The organism is Mucilaginibacter sp. cycad4 (assembly GCF_034263275.1).
Lineage (GTDB): Bacteria > Bacteroidota > Bacteroidia > Sphingobacteriales > Sphingobacteriaceae > Mucilaginibacter.
The window spans coordinates 2,937,087-2,956,557 of record NZ_CP139559.1 but is presented as its reverse complement, the minus strand read 5'-3'; the positions used below and the strand labels follow the sequence as shown (position 1 = coordinate 2,956,557).

13 protein-coding genes are annotated in these 19,471 nt (G+C 42.9%); 5 read left to right on the top strand and 8 right to left on the bottom strand.

Translation table 11 applies throughout. The features are described 5' to 3' along the window. Positions 1–9: 9 nt before the first annotated feature. Complete coding sequence (locus tag SNE26_RS11810; RefSeq protein WP_321559562.1) at positions 10–594, top strand: TMEM175 family protein; 585 nt, start codon at positions 10–12, stop codon at positions 592–594. Between the two features lie 89 nt (positions 595–683). On the opposite strand, the gene SNE26_RS11805 is transcribed toward SNE26_RS11810, so the two are convergent. The 6 genes from SNE26_RS11805 to SNE26_RS11780 form a co-directional block, all read right to left on the bottom strand. Next, positions 684–2,240: a VCBS repeat-containing protein gene (locus tag SNE26_RS11805; protein ID WP_321559561.1), complete on the bottom strand. Its 1,557-nt coding sequence runs from the start codon at positions 2,238–2,240 to the stop codon at positions 684–686. Between the two features lie 30 nt (positions 2,241–2,270). After that, positions 2,271–3,608, bottom strand: a complete 1,338-nt coding sequence (locus tag SNE26_RS11800) for a vanadium-dependent haloperoxidase (RefSeq protein ID WP_321559560.1) — start codon at positions 3,606–3,608, stop codon at positions 2,271–2,273. A gap of 105 nt (positions 3,609–3,713) precedes the next feature. Next, positions 3,714–6,941 carry a VCBS repeat-containing protein gene (locus SNE26_RS11795; RefSeq protein WP_321559559.1) on the bottom strand — a complete coding sequence of 1,076 codons (3,228 nt, stop codon included), beginning with the start codon at positions 6,939–6,941 and terminating at the stop codon, positions 3,714–3,716. A 249-nt stretch (positions 6,942–7,190) separates the two neighbouring features. Continuing rightward, positions 7,191–8,816, bottom strand: coding sequence for a SusD/RagB family nutrient-binding outer membrane lipoprotein (locus tag SNE26_RS11790; protein WP_321559558.1), 1,626 nt, complete (start codon positions 8,814–8,816; stop codon positions 7,191–7,193). Between the two features lie 7 nt (positions 8,817–8,823). Next, entirely contained in the window at positions 8,824–12,006 is a 3,183-nt protein-coding gene (locus tag SNE26_RS11785) for a SusC/RagA family TonB-linked outer membrane protein (protein WP_321559557.1), read from the bottom strand. Between the two features lie 364 nt (positions 12,007–12,370). Next, positions 12,371–14,029: a L,D-transpeptidase family protein gene (locus SNE26_RS11780; RefSeq protein WP_321559556.1), complete on the bottom strand. Its 1,659-nt coding sequence runs from the start codon at positions 14,027–14,029 to the stop codon at positions 12,371–12,373. 520 nt (positions 14,030–14,549) lie between these two features. On the opposite strand from SNE26_RS11780, the gene SNE26_RS11775 reads away from it, so the two are divergent. Continuing rightward, positions 14,550–15,194: a redoxin domain-containing protein gene (locus SNE26_RS11775; protein WP_321559555.1), complete on the top strand. Its 645-nt coding sequence runs from the start codon at positions 14,550–14,552 to the stop codon at positions 15,192–15,194. Between the two features lie 109 nt (positions 15,195–15,303). Here SNE26_RS11775 and SNE26_RS11770 read toward each other — a convergent pair whose 3' ends face one another. Further along, positions 15,304–16,236 (bottom strand): AraC family transcriptional regulator, encoded by a 933-nt coding sequence (locus tag SNE26_RS11770; RefSeq protein ID WP_321559554.1) that lies wholly within the window; start codon positions 16,234–16,236, stop codon positions 15,304–15,306. Positions 16,237–16,390: 154 nt separating this feature from the next. Here SNE26_RS11770 and SNE26_RS11765 point away from each other — a divergent pair, with 154 nt between their 5' ends. Together SNE26_RS11765 and SNE26_RS11760 are read left to right on the top strand one after the other, a co-directional pair. Beyond that, complete coding sequence (locus SNE26_RS11765; protein WP_321559553.1) at positions 16,391–17,893, top strand: aldehyde dehydrogenase family protein; 1,503 nt, start codon at positions 16,391–16,393, stop codon at positions 17,891–17,893. Between the two features lie 114 nt (positions 17,894–18,007). Further along, positions 18,008–18,379, top strand: coding sequence for a DUF779 domain-containing protein (locus tag SNE26_RS11760; RefSeq protein WP_321559552.1), 372 nt, complete (start codon positions 18,008–18,010; stop codon positions 18,377–18,379). On the opposite strand, the gene SNE26_RS11755 is transcribed toward SNE26_RS11760, so the two are convergent. Further along, positions 18,369–18,536 (bottom strand): hypothetical protein, encoded by a 168-nt coding sequence (locus SNE26_RS11755; RefSeq protein ID WP_321559551.1) that lies wholly within the window; start codon positions 18,534–18,536, stop codon positions 18,369–18,371. The two genes, SNE26_RS11760 and SNE26_RS11755, sit on opposite strands and share 11 nt — an antisense overlap. Before the next feature lie 230 nt (positions 18,537–18,766). Here SNE26_RS11755 and SNE26_RS11750 point away from each other — a divergent pair, with 230 nt between their 5' ends. Then, positions 18,767–19,459, top strand: coding sequence for a hypothetical protein (locus tag SNE26_RS11750; protein ID WP_321559550.1), 693 nt, complete (start codon positions 18,767–18,769; stop codon positions 19,457–19,459). Positions 19,460–19,471: the final 12 nt, after the last annotated feature.

Genomic DNA, 19,471 nt, shown 5'->3' with positions numbered 1-19,471 from the left:
ATTTAGCGCATGGCATTAGGTAAAGGCAGATTAGAAGCATTTAGTGATGGCGTAATAGCCATCATTATTACCATTATGGTGTTGGAGATGAAGGTTCCGCACGGCGAAAGCCTGGAAGCTTTGAAGCCGCTTATCCCGGTTTTTCTAAGCTATCTGCTCAGTTTTATATACGTGGGTATTTACTGGAACAATCATCACCATACCATGCAGGCGGTACGCTCGGTAAATGGTAAAATATTGTGGGCTAACCTGCACCTGTTGTTCTGGCTATCGCTGATACCCTTTGTAACCGGCTGGATGGGGGAGACCCATCTCACCCAATGGCCGGTTTTCTTTTACGGTGTGGTGCTCATCATGAACGGGATTGCCTACCGCATCCTGGCATTAATGCTCATTAAACATCATGGCGAAGGTTCATTGATTGCCCAGGCCTTTGGCAGTGATTTTAAGGGGAAAATTTCTGTGGTGCTTTATGCGGTGGCTATTTTATGTACCTGGTTAAACCCTGTTATCAGCGTTATAATTTATGTGGTAGTAGCCGGGAGCTGGTTCATACCCGATAAACGTTTCGAACGCCTCCTCGAATCGGAATAATTACCTGTATGCAGGTGATAATGTATGACAGCACTAAATGAAAACCGGTAGCTTTGGTATGTCTCCACAGTTCCAGCGATTTTACCGGCTTACTTCTTTGGCTGGTATAGCTGGTTGTAAAAGATGCTCAATCCATACTTTGCCGATTTCCATTTTTCATCAAGCGGTTCCGGAGCGGGGCCAGGGCTTTGGGCAAAGTTGCCGGTAATGATGTCCATATCCCCATCGCCGTCAATATCTGCTTTCTCGAGAGTGAGGGTTTTGATCGGTACCTCACTTTTTTGAATGCACGGTTTAAAAATAAACTGGTCTTTATTAATGTTTTCGAGATAAATGAACGATTCGTCAACCAGCTTGCCAAACCCAGGAAAAAAGGCTGTTGCCACAAAATCAATATCTCCGTCCTTGTCAAAGTCTTCGGCCAAAACCCTGGTTACGCCATATATCGGATAAAAGAACCTTTCTTTAAAAACATCGGCGCCCTGGTTTATGTGCAGCCTGATGCCATGGTATGCTTTCAAAATATTGGAGTAATCGGCATTATCGCCATGCACTGTTACAATATCATTAAGGCCATCATTGTTATAATCAACCAGGTCCATATCGGTAGTACCGTAATCAGGCGGGAAACGTAACACACGTTTAGCTTTAAATTTAAGGTTGTCCTTTTGATAAAATATATAAACGCTTTCGTCTCCCTGCGAAAACATGGCCACAATGTCTTTTTTGCCATCGCCATCCATGTCTTTTATATAGCACTTGATGGCACCGGGCAGGGGTAACAGTATATCCTCAATGTATTTACCCGATTTGTTCTTTTTAAACAGCGATAAGCCTCCCGTTTTATTGCCAAAGTTACATACCACAATTTCGGGTGTGCCGTCATTATTAAGGTCGTTAATTTTGGTACATACCGGGCGGTGCAATTGCGTAAGGATAGGGACGGCACTGGTATCTGCCAGTTGAGCGTATGAGCCGGTGCTGAGTTCGGTAGGGTATAGTTTGCCTATCTGGGTAAAGTAGGTGTTATTCTTATAAAAATTGAAATCAACAACCGGACTTTGGCTTTTTATGGTTTTTATTGCCCCTTTACCATATTGCCAGTTTAGCACCTGGTTGTAAAAATTACCTATCCAAAGGGTTTTGGTTGTACTGTTATATTTAAGTCCTGTAATGAGTGAAGGAGCTTTATTATCAATTTGCACATCCTGTCTTATGAACTGTGTAAGCGGCCCGTTCCGGGTAAGGCGTTTTTCATCTGCACTTACACTATCAGGAGCGTTGCTAATGATATAATCCCTGATCTTAGCCCAGTCGGCATCAGTACAAACCGGCTCTTCGGGGATAATATTGTGCTTTTTAACAATAGCTTGCTCTTCATCGGATAATCCTTTGAGCGGATCGTAATTGGGATAAATGATTCCCATACGGGCCGCCATAACGGGAAGCACATGGCCTGCCCAAACCTCTTTGGTAAGACCGGCTGGATCGGGTGCCAAATGGCAAACCGTACAATGGCGTAAAAACAACACGCGGCCCTCTTCATCCATTGTTGCAGCAGATTTTGTTTTTACAATGAATGAATTAAGGCCGAGGATCCCGGTAATGATGAAAAATAATAGTAAAACCGTTCCCCGGGTCCGCATAATTAAAAGCTGTTTGCTTTTAACTACGTTCTAATTACCCAAATAGTTTACTCCGGCTGCTTTTAATTTTTTTATAACCGCCGTTGCTACATCGCGCCCCTGCTGATTGCCGTTAACAATGGCGTCATTAAAATGAATACCGCCATAAAAGCGGGACAAAGAAGCTTCTTCGGCAGCTTGCTTAAATGATTTGAAGTCGCGGGGGCCAACACCGTAGGGGATTTCCGAATCATCAGTGTAAGCAAAATTGTCGCCCAACAAATAGCTCAACACACCAGCCGACGAATTTGACAGCACAGCATGACCACTTGGATATTCCGGGAATGGCGGGGTTTGCAGCATGGGCACCCATTTAATATCGATATATTTGTTAATGTAGGTTTCGGGGCGGATGCCGTTACTGCGATATTTTTCGTCCCAGCAACTAATAAAAGCATCCATTTCGGTCATGGCAACCAGTGTTGCTACCTGTATCGATTTATCAAAACTAAGCCCGGCTTTTTTTACTGCAATGCCAACAATATTCATCCAGTGCCCACCCGGACTGATTTTTTTAAAACCGATCATCATGTGGCCCGATGTGGTAACTGCAAAGGGGTTGCAATCCCAAAAGTTGGCAATCATGATTTGCTCTGCCGACAAGTTTTTGGATACCTTGTAAACAGCATAAGCCTCTTTATAAAATTCGCTGGTACTGTCGGTGCTGAAAGCGGCAGGCCTTACCGGTACAAATTGATCAGAAGAGTCAATAAACATTGGGCGAATGGTTTTCCAGTTAGGCTCAACGGCCTCCATGTACATTGGTGGGGTTGGGAACCAGTTTTTCCCCCCTTTTATGGGCGAATATCTGAGCCGACCGCTCAGTTTGTTGTAATTATCAGATTTGGAATATTTAATAACCTTAACAGTCATTTCAGTTGCGGCAGCCACAGATTGTTTGATTATATCTTCGCTGATGCCGTTCTCTTTAAGAAGGGCTATATACTTATCCTCATCGTCCTGCAGCATAAAACCCGATGGAAGCATTTGCTTACCTGTTTCCAGTATGCAATACATAGCGGCTATGCGATAATCGTACTTATCGGCCGGGATGCTGATCTGGGTATCCTGTGTGTAGCTTTTAATAAAATTACTAACCGGCATTACCTGTTTATTGTTGAGGCTAACCAAATTATAAGCCCCCAGGGTTACATAAGCATAATAACGGGAAGCGGCAGGCGGGTTTACCACATCATGGATCATAACCGCCGAAATTGCGTTTACGGCCTTATCAATATGCAGGTATGGAAGAACGTTTTTCTTACTCTTTTGCGCATAAGCTGTTGTGCCTACCAGCGCTAAAAACAATATGGATATTTGTTTGATCATTTGTTTTAATTTTTGTTTCGGGTTCCAAGCCTTAAGTCAATAGGTATTTAAAATGATAAAGGCTTTCAATTCAAGACTTTAAACTGCATACTTAAGGCTTAAGATTTAGTACTTATAAAACTGTAGCGCCTGTCCCGATGCACCAATCAATACATAATTTGCACCATTTATTTTTATTTCCGTGGCCGATTTTACGTCACCGTTTACCGATAGCCCGGCAACCGGTTGACTTTGGTACGTGAAATTGCCTTTACCGTCGCCGGTAAGCAGGCAACCATAGTTTGCATCAAAGCTTCCCAATTTCAGGCGGTTATCCGAATGGTTGCCCAGCAACAGGAGGTCTGTTTTGCCGTCATGATTAAAATCGCCGGAGAGGACCTCTGATACCGATGAATATTGGGCCTGTAAAGGCAGCTGACCTTTTACAAACTTACCACCATGGTTCAGGAACAGGCATGTTTCAACCTCATTAGCTGTAAGCTTAGTGGCTTTAGCAAGTTCTTCGGGCGTGAAAATATCCTTCATGGTAGCGTCGCAATAAGCTTTGTATGAGGCAAACCTTTTACGCATCGGGTAAATCTGGTCGTTCAGTTCGTCGCGGCTTACAAAGGGGTAGCTTACACCCTGTATATAAAAGTTAAAGAACGGATCTATTGAGCCATTCCCGTCAAAATCGGCAAAATACATTTCGGCAGGCTCTGTTTGGCTGGCGTGGATCTGCGTATTTTCGCCAAGGTTGCCAGCAATGATATCAGGCTTGCCGTCGCCATCCACATCAGCAATGGTTAGCGTGTTCCAGAAACCGCTCACGGGATGATCAAAATATTTGGCTGTTTCATCAACAAAACCGGCTTTGGTGTTAGTAAATACCATGATGGACATAAACTCGCCGCATATCACCAGGTCTTTACGGCCATCGCCGTTTAAATCAACCCATTGGGCGTCTTTGATCATCCCTATGCCGGTAAATGGCGCATTTGTAATTTCAAAATGACCGCCGCCCGTATTGGTAAGCAGGTAGCTTTTGGGTGCAGATGGATAAGAACCCGGTGTAACGTCCGATCCAACAAACAGGTCCGTTTTCCCATCGTTGTTATAATCACAAGGGCATACACATGATTTACTGCTGCCGGTTAATATCGGGAGGGAAGTACTTGAAAAACTGAAGGTGCCTTTACCATCGTTCAGGTAAAGTTTATCCTGCAGCTCATTGGCGCCGGGTTCTAATAGTGAATAGCCGCCTTTGGCTATGTACAGATCCGGGAAACCATCGCCATTGGCGTCAAAAAATGCCGCTGCTGAGGTGTTTTCTTTGTTAACATCTGATATTTCCTGAATGGTATAATTGCCGCCTGTTTTTTGAATAAATATCTTGCTCGATGTATTTTGATCGCCAGCAATAAATAAGTCTTCAAGCCCATCTTTGTTTATATCAGCCTTAGCTATTACCGGTCCTGTTTTTGAGCTCATGAACAGCATCAAAGGCTGGCGCTTAAAATCATTGATACTGTTTTCGGTATGGGTGTAATCAATGGCTGGTTTAGCTAAACTAAAAACTGATTTGGTAGTGGTTTTGCCGTCGGTTTTAAATACAGGATTGCCTGTTTTATAGATGATATTTAAGCGTTGATTTGCTTTAACGCCGGTAAGCAATTGTGAGGTTTGATCGGGCCAGATGATCCGTACTGAATCTGCCTGCTGCTGATCCCCCAATCCAAAATTTAAAACTGTGGATACGCATGAAAGATATCCCCTGTTAGGGTTAACCTCCTGGTATTGCACCTGTTTGCCATTGTATACAAATACCTTTGAACCTATGGCGTTTGTGTTCCCTTCGGGTTGTTTAAGGTTTACGGCCAGGTAATTCTTTTTGCCGGTTTCCACGGTCATATTTTGCAATATGGAAGCCTCGCTGTTGATATTGTTGGTAACCAGGTCAAGGTCGCCATCGTTGTCAAGATCGGCATAAACTGATCCGCTGGAAATACCGCCTTTGCTGATCCCCCAATCCTGTTTTTTATCGGTGAAGGTGAGGTTATGATTATTTTGGAAAATATAGTTTGACAGGGTAGTAGAGGGCATAGCTTTAACCAGGTCCATGAGCAGGAACGGTTCGCGGTTCATGGCTTTTTTGAGCTTATAATCGCCCCAGTACCGTAAAAAGTCCTTGTTGGTATAATCGCGGAAGTAACCGTTGGAGATGAAGATGTCCTTATAGCCGTCGTTGTCAAAATCAGCAATTAACGGGCACCAGCTCCAGTCTGTATTGGAAACACCTGCCAGCTGACCGATTTCGCTAAAAGTACCATCACCATTGTTAACCTGCAGCATGTTACGCATATATTGTTTGTACAGGTTCTGGTTCAGCATCAGCTCAAACGATTCGTAGTTTTCCTGTAGTTGCAACAGCTTTTGACGTCGGTTATCGGGTGGCAGCATGTCAAGCGTCATCATATCGGGAAGGCCGTCGTTATTGATGTCGGCGATATCAACCCCCATCGAAAATTGTGACAAATGCTTGAAGCACTTTTTACTGTCTTCGGTAAAAGTTCCGTTTCCGTTATTTATGTATAGGTAGTCGGGCTCGTTGTAATCGTTGGTTACATAAATATCCTGTAATCCATCTTTGTTCATATCAGCAATGGCAACGCCAAGGCCAAAGGTGAGGGGATTTTGAATGATGCCCGCTTTTTTGGATACATCAACAAAATGACCATCCTGGTTTTCAAAAAGTTTATTGCTGGCCAGTTCGTCGGTTTCGGCTTTGGCCTGTGCAAATTCAAGGTTGCTTATCTTTTTAACGTTATGGTTAAGCAGGAACATATCCAGCTTGCCATCATTATTATAATCAAAAAATACAGCCTGGGTACTGTAGCCTGGATCATCAAGGCCATATTGTTTGGCCACTTCAACAAATTTGCTGTTGCCTTTATTGATGAACAGCTGGTTACGGCGTTTGGCATTATCACCAAGGCCCGAGTAACAAACGTAAATATCTAAAAGGCCGTCACCGTTAACATCGGCCATGGTAACGCCGGTTTTCCAGTCGCCTGGCCTGCCCGCGAGACCGCTGCCGGCTTGCTGGGTAATGTCTTTAAATTTAAGGTTGCCTAAGTTGAGATAGAGTTTATTTTGACCAAGGTTACTGGTAAAAAACAGGTCTTCGAGGCCGTCATTGTTGATGTCGCCAACGGCAACACCACCGCCATTGTACAGGTACTCATAAGAGAGCACATTGAGCTTTTCGTCCTCAACCAAATCATTGCGGAATTTGATGCTGGTTTCTTCGGGGGTAAGCAACTTAAAAAGCGACTGCTGCGCATTACTGTACATACTTTGTAATGTAAGCAGGGCAACAGTACAAAATGTAAAAGTGTTTAATCTTTTAAGTTTAAAATTAACGAGGGGAGAAGAACAACACATTATCAACAGATTTTATTTTTCCGGGGCGCAGGGGATTTAAAATTAATTATTTGTATTGATAATTACCACCAGATTATTAATCCTTTTTGGTGTAAAAACTAAAAAACAAGGCTATGAAGCCATAGCCTTGTTTTTTAAAAGGAATTTATATTAGGGGTATTATTTATCCCACCATACGCGTGCTGTAAAAGTATCACCGCCTGAAAGGTTAGCAACAGCGGTTTTATAATTAGCAGCATTTGTTGTGATCAAGCTAAGCGGATACGCAATACGGCGCGGGATAGAACCGTCAGTGAATTGACCAACATATTTAACCGGCGTAAGTACCGGGATACCTGTTCTTCTCCAGTTTGCCCATGTTTCGTTATGGATAAAGGTTGATGATGTTTCAACATAATATTCCATATTAATTTGCTGTAATGCAGTTGCTGAAACAAGTGGGTGAGCCGCAACATAAGTGGCAATATCACTTGTACTGATAGCAGCAGCAGAATTAAATTGAGCTAAAGAACTCATATCGGCAGCCAAAGCGTTTGCGTAGTGTGTAGCTGCGCTACCGGTGTTCCATCCTCTGGTAGCAGCTTCTGCTAATAATAATTCAGTTTCGCCGTAAGTTAAAAGCATATTAATACCACTCTTATCAACCGGGTTAATGCTTGATGTTGATGTATAATAAACCTGTAACCTTGGACGTGAATATTTACCATCAGGAGCAGGTGCATCATCTTTAACAGACGGATCTGCAGGGGATGTACCAGGATAACCCGGAGCTTTGCTGATATCAGTAGCACCGCCATTCAGGTCATAGCCATTTGGCATACCATGTTGAACAGCAGCGGCATTATTACCAGCTACGGTTTCGTTTGAGTTAGCTGCTTTACCGGTTCCGGAGGAAATCTCAGCGATGGCTGAAATTCTTGGATCGGCAGTAGTTTGCATGTAGTCGATTAGGGTCTTTGACCAGCGTACTTCCCTAAAATCATCAGGAACGGTTAACGCATTGATGGTACTGTTGCTGTTACCGTTAGCATTATCAGTTTTTACCTTGGCATTATCAGCAATACTGGTCATGGTACCGCCTGCATAAGCTTTCTCCACATATTTTTGAGCAGTAGCCGCATCAACTTTAGTTAAACGCATAGCAACCCGCACCATTAGTGAATAGCCTAACCTTTTCCATTGCGCAATGCTTCCACTGTAAAACAGATCAGAGCTTGGTTTGTCTTTCGCTGCGTCAAGTCCGCTTGTTGCACCGTCAAGATCAGTAAGCATAGCGTTGTAAATATCCTGCTGCTTGTCAAACTTAGGGGTAAAGATCCCTTGCTTAGCCATACCTGCCTCTGAGTAAGGAACATCGCCATAGGCATCGGTAACACGCTGCATTATGAACACTTTCATGATTGTGGCAATTTTGTTCAGGTTAGCATACTCAGCTTTACCATCGGTAAGGTTTTTCATTTCCTGAACAAGGGTTTCGGCACCGTAGCCGCTGTTGTAAACCCTTGCTTTGTAATCATTGAATGAACCTTTATAGATGTATTTATCACCGTTACCATAATAATCGTAAGTTGAAGCTAACGATTGTGACCACATGCTTTGGTAAAGCAACTGATCGTAACCAGTTTGTGAATACTGGATCTGGGCTTGTGCTAAAAGAAAATTCGGATTAAACACAGTTGCTGAAGTAGCATTTGGGTTTGTGTTTATCTTGGTGAAATCTTTTGTACAACCCGAAACAAGAGCCGCGGCTAAGCAAAAGCCGCTATATATGAGTCGTTTTTTCATCTCTCTGTTATTTTTTAAGTTTAAAGTTAACATTTATACCGTAGGTACGCACGCTTGGTAAGCTTGTTCCCTCAATACCTGCATAAGCTACACTGTTAGCGAAACCTGATTCAGGATCGATGTTGTTGGTATGTTTCATGATTGTCCAAAGGTTACGGCCAACCAATGATACAGCTATACCACTAAATGGCGTACCTGTAAGGAAACCTTTGGTAAAAGTATAGCCCAAAGTAACCTGGCGTAGTTTAATGAAGCTGCCATCAAGTACGTTCATTGCTGATACTCTTTGGGCCTGGGCCTGGTAGTAAGTTTCAGCATCTACTGCTTTAGTGTTTTTCTGGCCATCTTCAGTTACGCCATCTCCTACAACACCACCTTCACGACCAGGTAAGGTTGCTTTGTTTAAACCACGGTACATACTGTAGTAGTTGGTTGCTGATAAAATTTTGTTGCCGAACCTGTAATCTACAAGGAATGATAAATTAATGTGTTTGAAGCTGAAATCGTTATTTAAACCACCATAGATCTTTGGTACTGTTGTACCGTGTGGTGTACGAACGCCGTCAGACTCCGGTAAGCCGTTTGAGTCAAAAATGATCTGACCTGAAGCATTGCGTTTGAAATCAGTTGCCATAATCTGCGGGCCTGGTAAACCAGGTACAAATGCAAGGTTTGCATTCAATGGCCTGTAAGTACCCAATGTTTGGGTTGTTCCGAGATCATCAGTTGTCAATACTTTGTTTTTAACATAAGTAAAGTTGATTGATGGCGACCAGGAGAAAGACGAGGTTTGAACCGGCGTGCCTCTCAACTCAACTTCCACACCGTTGTTTTGGAATGATTGGGTACCGATATAACGAGTGCCATAACCGGCTGCAACATCCAATGTACCTTTCAGGATATCATTTTTAGTTTTACGACGGAAGTAAGCAAAATCTAAACCGGCACGGCCGTTAAGGAATTTTAACTCAGTACCAATTTCTGTTTCGGTAAGTGTAAAAGGTTTCAGGAAGTAGTTAGGAAGTACGTTTGAAAAACCGCCTGTTACAGTACCATTAACCGGGTTATTGATGTTGTAGTATTGCTGTGTGATGTATGTATCTAACGGCTCACCACTGGTTTTAGCGTATGAAACCCTTAATTTACCAAAATCAAGCCAGTTTAGATGGGTAAATTCTGAGAATATAAAACTTGCAGCTGCAGACGGTGTAAATAATTCGCCATTACCTTTTACTACTACGGGGTATAATGTTGAGTAGGTGTCATAACGACCGGTTGTACTCAATATCAGGTAGTTTTTAATTGAGAAGTCGGCAGTGTAATAAGCTGAGTGTACTTCCCTTTGATTAAATGTGTAGTTAGCCGCATTTTTGGTTTGCAGGTTTGAGTAGCTGTAGAAGTACGGTAAAATAAATGGTCCGCCGCTTAAGCTTGTAGAAGTTAAGCTGTTTTTGCGGATGTTACCACCACCTGTAAAATCAAAAGATAACAGATCTTTCACAATGTCATGCTTCACACCAAACAATACATCATAGTTTATTTCGTATTGTTGTGCAGTTGATTGCTCATCTAAACCGCCGGCACCATTGCTTGAGTAAGCTGTACCGGTAGGGGTTACTTTAAAGCGGCTGTCATTGATGTTATCATAACCGATACGGCCTTGTGCATAAATCCACTTGGTGATATCGTAACGGGCAGTTAATGAAGTTATTAAACGTTTTCTGCCTGTGTTGTTGATGAAGTTGTTTGCAGCAAAGTAAGGGTTGGTAACATAAATGTCGTTATTCCATTGTTGCTCGGCACCTGAACTGGTTGAACCTGGCTTTAAAGCAGCCTGGTCTTCGTTGGCAGCCAGGAACAGGATATTGTTCGGGTTACCCGGACCATCGCTTAGGCTTGGCCTGTTTTTTGAATCTTCAACCAGGTAGTTCGCTACTACCGCGATATTTAACTTATCAGTAACGTTTTGATTAGCATTTAAGTTGAAAGTTTTCCTGTCTAAACCGCTGTTAGGCACAATTGCATTAGCATGTGCGTTTGACAACGATAACCGGAAAGCACCAGTTTCATTACCACCATCAAAAGATGCTGTATTGGTAAATGTATTTCCAGTACGGTAAAAATCAAGGTAATTGCTTTTGTTTGAATATGGATACATTTTACCATCAAACTGAATTGTAGGTTTACCATCCAGTTTTTCACCCCAGCCTAAGTTACCTGTTGATACTGCAGCGGCAACGTTTGCCGGCCTTACACCATGTTCGCCCTGACCATATGTGGTTTGGAAATCCTGGTTGTTAACTGGCTGATCTGCCTGGAAGTTACTGTTAAACTCAACTCCAAAGCCCGAATTCTTCTTACCACTTTTGGTGGTGATCAAGATAACGCCATTAGCTGCACGTGCACCGTATAATGCCGACGCCGACTGGCCTTTTAATACAGTCATGGTTTCAACATCATCGGGGTTGATGTTGGAAATACCATCACCATAATCCGCGCCACCCCATTCGCCCGAAGTACCGCGGGTTGTATTATCCATTGGTACGCCGTTGATAACGAATAAAGGAGAACCTGCGCCACCGCTGGTTACACCACGTAATAGGATCCTCGCTGATGAACCAGGACCGCCATTTACGCCGCTGATACTTAAACCGGCTACGCGGCCTTCCAATGAGTAGGCAATGTTTGATTCTTTTGCTTTATCAAGCAGGTCGCCTTTTACTGTGGTTACTGCGTACCCTAATTTTTTTGACTCTTTTTTGATACCTAAAGCCGTTACCACTACCTCATTCAGGTTTGTGTTGGCATTTAAAGTAATAGTTATTGTTGATTTACCTCCCACCGCAACTTCTTTGGTACCGTAGCCAATATAGCTTACAGTTAACACGGTGTTTGGTTGTACATCAAGTGTAAAGTTACCGTTTGCATCGGTTTGGGTACCGGTGGTGGTGCCTTTGATCCTAATGCTTACGCCTACAAGTGGTTCGCCTTTTTCATCAACTACCTTACCGGTAAGCTTAGCGAAGTTTAAGTTAAAATTAATGTTTGATTTAGCTTTTGCTTTTGGCGCTTCAGCAGCCGAAGCCTGCATGTTCAAGAGCACCATACCTGCAAGGGCAAATTTACACAGGTTAAGGGATTGTGATACCCACGGCCTGTGTACACCCACCGGGTGGTTGAAAAATTTCATATTTTATTGAATTTAAAGGGAGTTAATAGCGAAGTACCCTGGAAGCACCGCGCAGTTATAAACATTCAAAAATTTTTTTCGGGGCAGTAATTCCCTCCGGGTAATTATTGCCTGTAGCGGGGAGAGTAAGCTTTTTTTACATAGGCATCAGTTTTCCTGGGTTTATTAATAATGTCATATAGTTTGGTTAATGATCACCGTGCTAAAGGAAAAATTATCCATTGTAGGGGTGCACTATGGTGATTTAAAGGGAGGACAATTAAATTTCAGCGATTGCCTACAAACCCATAAAAAATATTTTGTAATTATTAATTACCAGTATTTTAAACTGCGGTAAGAAGGAAAGGAGTTCAATAAGAGGGGATTAGTACTGTCCGCTGCCTGACATGATCATGGATGCAAGCTGCTCGTCGCGGTCATAAATATCTTTGCGGAAGTTGAGAAGGTTATTCCTGTCGGTAAACGCGGTAAAATAGGCTATAAATACAGGCATTTTTTGTTTAAGCGTAACCTGTTGTTCTTTACCGAGATGCATGGCTTTATTAATACGGGAGGTTGTCCATGTGCTGTCGTATTTTAAAAGGAATGAAGCCAGTTTGGCCGGTTCGCCTACACGAATACAACCGTGGCTGAATGCCCGCGACGATTCGCCAAATAACGACCTTGAAGGCGTATCATGCAAATAGATACTGTAACTGTTGGGGAACAGGAATTTTACCAGCCCCAATGAGTTTGCCGGCCCCGGTTTTTGCTGAATTACCGGAAGGCCGTTTTCCTGACCGGTAATAACCATATTGTGCTCATTAAGATAGTTACGGTTGCTGCGCATGGCTGGTAAAACTTCATTACGAACTATGCTTTCGGGCAGGTTCCAGTATGGGCTGAATACCACATACTGCATTTCGCCGTAAAATATAACGGTTTGATGTACTTTTTGACCAACTACTACATTGCAGCTCCATAATAAGCTATCGGCATGGTAAACATGTAGCTTAAATTCGGGGATATTCACGGCAAGGTAGTCGGTAGTTAAACTTACCGGCAGCCAGCGGCAGCGCTCCATGTTTACAATGATTTGTTTGATCCGGGACTTGAGCGGCACGTTCATTTCGGCCATAGTTCCCGGACCGGGCAAGCCATCGGCGCTAAGGCCGTGCCTGAGCTGGAATTGGGTTATGGCTGCTTTAAGCTCATCATCAAACTTGTTGTTGAGCGTATCGCCTTTAAAATCTTCCAGTTTATAAAGGCGGGATTTTATGCGGGCAACTATGGCCGACGAGTCGCCGGGTTTAAGTTTTTTGCTAAGGGCAATTGGTTCCCAATTTTCATGGGCATCAAGCTGGCGGTATTTTGCCAGGAAACCTTTCAGCAGGTCGTACTGACGGTATACTGGTTCGCTTATAGCAGGGGCTTGTTTTGAAGGTTTTTTTAAAAGCGTATCCAGGTAATCATCATATGCTATCTTTTTACGCGGCAGAAACCAGTTTACTGCACGGCTAACCGAATCGCTCATACCCCGGAAAGCCAGTTTTGAAAACGCAAAATACTGGGCAGTGAGCATTAACTCGGTGCCTATATCAGGCTTTTTAACCCTGGTTTTTGAATGATTGTCAAAAATCAGGGAGTCTAAATCTTTTTGATAAGGAATGCCTTTATATATGCCTTCATTTTGAAGGTTCATCAGCCTGTCGTTCAGGTTACCGGCCTGTTCAATTAAGGTGCCTTTTTCATACCAGGCATAGGCAAATTTACGCTTACGGTAAAAACTCCGCAGATCCCGCTCATAGGGAGCCAAAGCGGGGTGATTTTGAAGAAATGTGACGATACGGGTACTGTCAAATACAAGTTCAGTTTGATCGCTGAAATTGCCGGGAATGGTCTTTGTCCACTCCTTGACCATTTTCTTTTTAAGGGAATCTGCTTTAGAAAGCTGGTGTTTTTTACCGATATTTTTACAACCGGAAAGGGCTAAAACGCTTACAATAAATATGAGGATATATGGTGCTTTTAGCCTGGTTTGCATAGTTGAGTAGTGGTTATACGGAACGTATGGAACAAAGTTATAGTTTTGATGGGAGGGATATACTATATAAACCGTTTAAAAACGAGCAGCGTGATGATGGAAATTTGATTGTAATTAGAGGTTAATGTTTTTTTAATAAATTCTACTAAGTTTATAGATATTATAGTATATTTGTCCTGTAACATTCAAAAACACATGACAGGCAACAGTTCAATGATCAGCAACAAGTATACACCGCCTCAAAGCAGGGCCGGAGTATATATACCCATGTGTTGCTGTTGTTGAAATTCTCTCCCGCATACGCTACCGCACACCTTTAAATTTACTGACCTCATTATAAATAATTAATATACTTTTATGAACACCTCCCGTAATAAACAAATAAGCAATGCTTCCCCGCTGGGCCTGCTGACGCGTTACAGGGTAATTTATGGATTATGCCGTTGTTGTTGACCAGTTAAAATTTCAGCATACAATTACCTAAAAAACATTATCCATAACATCATAAATCTATTTTAAAATGCAAACCACAAATAATAATAAATACCCTTTTTTTGACCTGCTTGAAGTTGTTGCCGAACCCGATCTTAAATTTCGTAAACTGAAATCATTGCATCCTGTAAAAGCGGGCAATTTGGTTCCCGAATTTAAGTTAAGTAACGATTATAGCCGCTGGCAGCAATTTTACAATGGCGCCGAAACACATGGCCCAATTTCACAAAGGAATTTATTGAATAAGCCGCTGGTTATTTCTTTTTATTCGCGCCATTGGGGGCAGCAAGGCCTGGCGCAGCTTAAGCAGCTGAATAACCTTCAGCATGAGGTTAAGGCAAGCGGTGGTAACCTGCTTATCATCAGCGATGAACGTACCGAAGATCTTGAAAAATGGGCGTGGGAGCAAAGCCTCACCCTTAATTTTTATCATGACACCGATAAAGAAATAGCACAACAATTCAGGGTATACTCTGATGATTATCCGGTGTGGGACAGGTTTTCGGGCATTGACGAAAACGCGCCGTTATTGGCTACCTATATTATTGAACCATCAAAGCAGGTTATATACAGTCATATCGACTGGGATTTCCTGGGCACCTTTTCGACAGAAGACATCATCAGCACGGTTTATGAATCGGCATTGATCAGCAACAGCCGCAGATCAGCATAAATAACCAAAGAGTTAAGCATCAGGTGAAAAGAGATCTTATACGTGGTTACTATGATGCACGTATAAGATCTCTTTTTTAAGTTGAAATGACCACTTTCTCTTTGCTTTTTTAATTCAAATGCCCTCTCTGCGACCTGGCTTTATAATAACTTGGCGTAGTCCCCTCTATTTTCTTAAATGCGCGGCTAAAGTAATTGAGGTTATTGAATCCGGCTTTAAAGCAAGCTTCAGAGATACTGTTTTGCGGATTGTTCATGAGCTGTTTGGCTAATTGCAGGCGCTCTTTAATAATATAGTCAACCGGCGAGATCCCCAACTCGTGCCTGAATGCCCGGAAAAAGCTGGCTTTGCTCATGAAGGCCATCTGGCTCAGGGCATCAATATTAAGCTTATCACTTAAATGCACCCTGATATATTCCAGTACATAGGCAAAACGGCTGCTGCTTGACAGCTCATGCAGGTTATCGCTGATCTCGTTGAGGTTCTGCATCTGCATGATGCGGATCAGCAATTCTTTTAAAGTGAGATTGGCAAGCACATCTTTGGTCAGTGCATCGCCGGTACTGATCCGGATCAGCTTGTTGATCAGTTGTGCCAGCTCGTAATTATTAAAAAAATGGAACTGATTATAGTTCAGCTGCCATACCCGCTTATCTTCCCTCGGGTAATTCTCATTTAAAAAATCAAGCGTATTGGTAATTTCGTCGTGATTGATAGCCAGGGCTGTACATTGAGAGGGCTGGTTAATAGTGGCCTCCGGGAAATCTATCTTCATCGTAATATTCGGTGGAACAATCACTGTTTCGCCAGGCAGGTAGTCGAAGCCAGGTTTATCAAACAGGTGCATCACCTTTTTGCCGCGCAGCATGCTGGTAATTACCAGGTCGCTAAAAGTTAAAGGCACCAGTTCGCTGCGCTCAAAAGTTTCAAAAACGTTGAGCTCACACTGATTCATGGTGTAAGCCTTGCGGTTTTCAACCAGGGTATTCAGTTCTTTTCCGTGTGAGAGGCTTAGCGGAGATAACAGGGTTTTGTTATTCATAGCCGTTTATAATTTATACCAAATTAGGTATACTTATCCTGATTAACAAGCAGGTGCAAAAAATGCGACCATTGTGCTACCATTTGAGAGCATAATGCAAATACCTTACAGCTAGGTAGCTCTACATTAGTGTTACCAAAAAACATAAAAAATTATGAGCGCTGTTTCTAAACCATCCTTCAAGGATAAGTACGACAATTTTATCGGCGGCAAATTTGTTCCGCCCGTTAAAGGCGAATATTTTGATAACGTTTCGCCTATCGACGGCAAAGTGTTCACCAAAGCTGCACGATCAGGAAAGGAGGATGTTGAACTGGCTTTGGACGCCGCTCACGCCGCGTTCCCGGCATGGGGTAAAACCTCTGCTGCGCACCGCGCATCGCTACTAAATAAAATAGCCGATGTTATTGAAGCCAACCTGGAGTTTTTGGCTGTTGTAGAATGCATTGATAACGGTAAAGCCATTCGTGAATGCCGCGCTGCCGATTTGCCGCTGGTGATTGATCACTTCCGTTACTTCGCCGGTGTGATCCGTGCCGAAGAGGGCGGGATTTCCGAGCATGACGAATATACTGTAAGTATTTGTTTAAATGAACCATTGGGCGTTGTAGGACAGATCATCCCCTGGAATTTTCCGCTGCTGATGGCCACCTGGAAAATTGCCCCTGCACTGGCTGCCGGTAATTGCTGTGTTGTAAAACCGGCCGAACAAACCCCGACATCAATTATAATATTGATGGAACTGATCCAGGATATTTTGCCGCCGGGCGTTTTAAATATTATTACAGGTTTTGGTCCGGAGGCAGGTAAGCCGCTGGCGTCATCGCCAAGGGTTGCCAAGGTTTCTTTTACCGGCGAAACCACTACCGGCCGTTTGATTATGCAGTACGCATCTGAAAACCTCATCCCGGTTACTATGGAGCTGGGCGGAAAATCGCCAAATATCTTTTTTGAATCGGTGGCCGATGCCGACGACGAGTTTTTTGACAAAGCTGTTGAAGGCGCCGTATTATTTGCCCTTAACCAGGGCGAGGTTTGTACCTGCCCGTCGAGGATATTGGTGCATGAAAACATCTACGATAAATTTATGTCGAAGGTGATAGAGCGCACCAATGCTATTATTATGGGCAACCCGCTCGATGGCACCACGATGATGGGCGCGCAGGCATCTAACGATCAGTACGAAAAAATTCAATCGTACCTGAAAATCGGGAAGGAAGAAGGAGCCGAAGTGCTTTGCGGCGGCGGGATTAAAAAGCTTGATGGTGAGCTGGAAGGCGGTTATTATATTCAGCCCACGTTGTTTAAAGGTAATAACAAGATGCGCATTTTCCAGGAAGAGATCTTTGGTCCGGTGGCCTGTGTAACCACATTCAAAACCACCGATGAAGCCATCGCGATAGCCAATGATACATTATATGGTTTAGGTGCCGGTGTGTGGACCCGTGATGCACATGAACTTTACCAGGTGCCGCGTGCCATACTTGCAGGCAGGGTTTGGGTAAATAATTACCATGCTTACCCGGCACATGCGCCGTTTGGTGGGTACAAAAAATCAGGTTTTGGCCGCGAAAATCATAAAATGATGCTTGGCCACTACCGTCAAACTAAAAACATGCTGATCTCATATAATAAGAACAAGCTGGGATTTTTTTAATCCCGGCTTTAATCCCCCCGTTCCACAGACTTGCGAAGTTTCAGAAACTTCGTAAGTCTTTATGTGTTTAAATATTTCTTTACTTATCTGCGGCTTCGCGCGAAATTTAAAAACATGATCAAAAGAGTAACTATCACCCCCGAAGCTTCAAAGCTGATAGCCGAACTCAAATCCCGCTTTGGCGACCTGATGTTCCATCAAAGCGGTGGCTGCTGCGATGGCTCATCGCCCATGTGTTTTGAAAAAGGTGAGTTTAAACTCGGCGGCAGCGATGTGAAAATAGGAGAGGTGGATGATTGTGAATTTTGGATGAGTAAGGACCAGTTTGAATACTGGCAGCATACCCAGCTCCAGCTTGATATTACCAAAGGCCGTGGTTCAAGTTTTTCAATAGAAATACCTACGGGTTTTAGGTTTATGATCCATTCAAGGTTGTTTACTGAAGAAGAGTTGAAAGATTTAGAACCGCTGAGTTTTATAAATTAGCCCCCTCCAAATCTCCCCAGGAAAGTGGTCGTTTCTCTTTCAGGATGTTGGAATAAATGGTATCCACCCTTCCCAAAACTATGGGTTGCTGCGGTGGCTGTGCCCTTAACAGGTATGCAATTGTGAGATGAATGAGTATCAGGATAAGCGTTTTCATATAGTTGCTGATTTATGATTCAATGATACAGTAACAATGCGCTCTGCAAAATTAAATGTGATGGATACCCTTGCCGGTGTGATGGAAAAGCAATTTTCAGTATTTAATGATATATAGGTAATCAGTTTGCAGATCCGGAAATAATTCCGGGTTTCTTTGCGTTTTACAGTAACTGAAAAACATGTTTTGATAAGTTTTTGTTAGTCATACATCACCTGTAAATAATTGCCGTGTTAAATACTTACAATACTGCCCGTAAAAAAAACAGTTTAACAAAGTTTGAGATCCTGGTATTCGGGTTGGCGGCCGCGTTGACCCTTGTTTCTATTGTAATGTTTTTTGTCGACAAAACATATTTCGGGATGATCTATAATCAGGACGGAGGTTTTACCGGGTATATTACAGCCTTGCTGTTAACAGGTATTTCCGGGGTGGTAATAGTGTATTTAATAATACTTTCACGCTATCGCAGTATCTCGTTCACTGTTGTTTTAGCCCTGGCAGGTGTGTTAAGTTTGTTTTTTGTTGCCCAGGTAATGAGCGGTTTGCCGGATATCATCCATACATCAACACATGAGCTTTTCAAGGTAAATAATACGATTTTGCGTACAAACGCAAGCAGCATTATCAAAATTAATGAGGCTGGCAAAATTGCTTTTCATTGGTTGCTGATTGCTGCAGGCGCTTTTTACTTTTTAATACTCCCGTTTATATACAGGAGTAATTTTAGCGCTAAACGTTTTGTTGATAAAACCGGTATTCCCATTCCGCACCGAAATCATATCATAGCGATGGCAGCATTAACAGTGCTGGCTATCCTGTTTTCCGGAGTAAATGAATCGGAGGTTTTATGGCTCAATCTTTCTGCTATATTTCTGCTGATCCTGCTTTGCCCGGAAAATATCGGTGTTTTCAGGCGATAGCCATATTTTTTC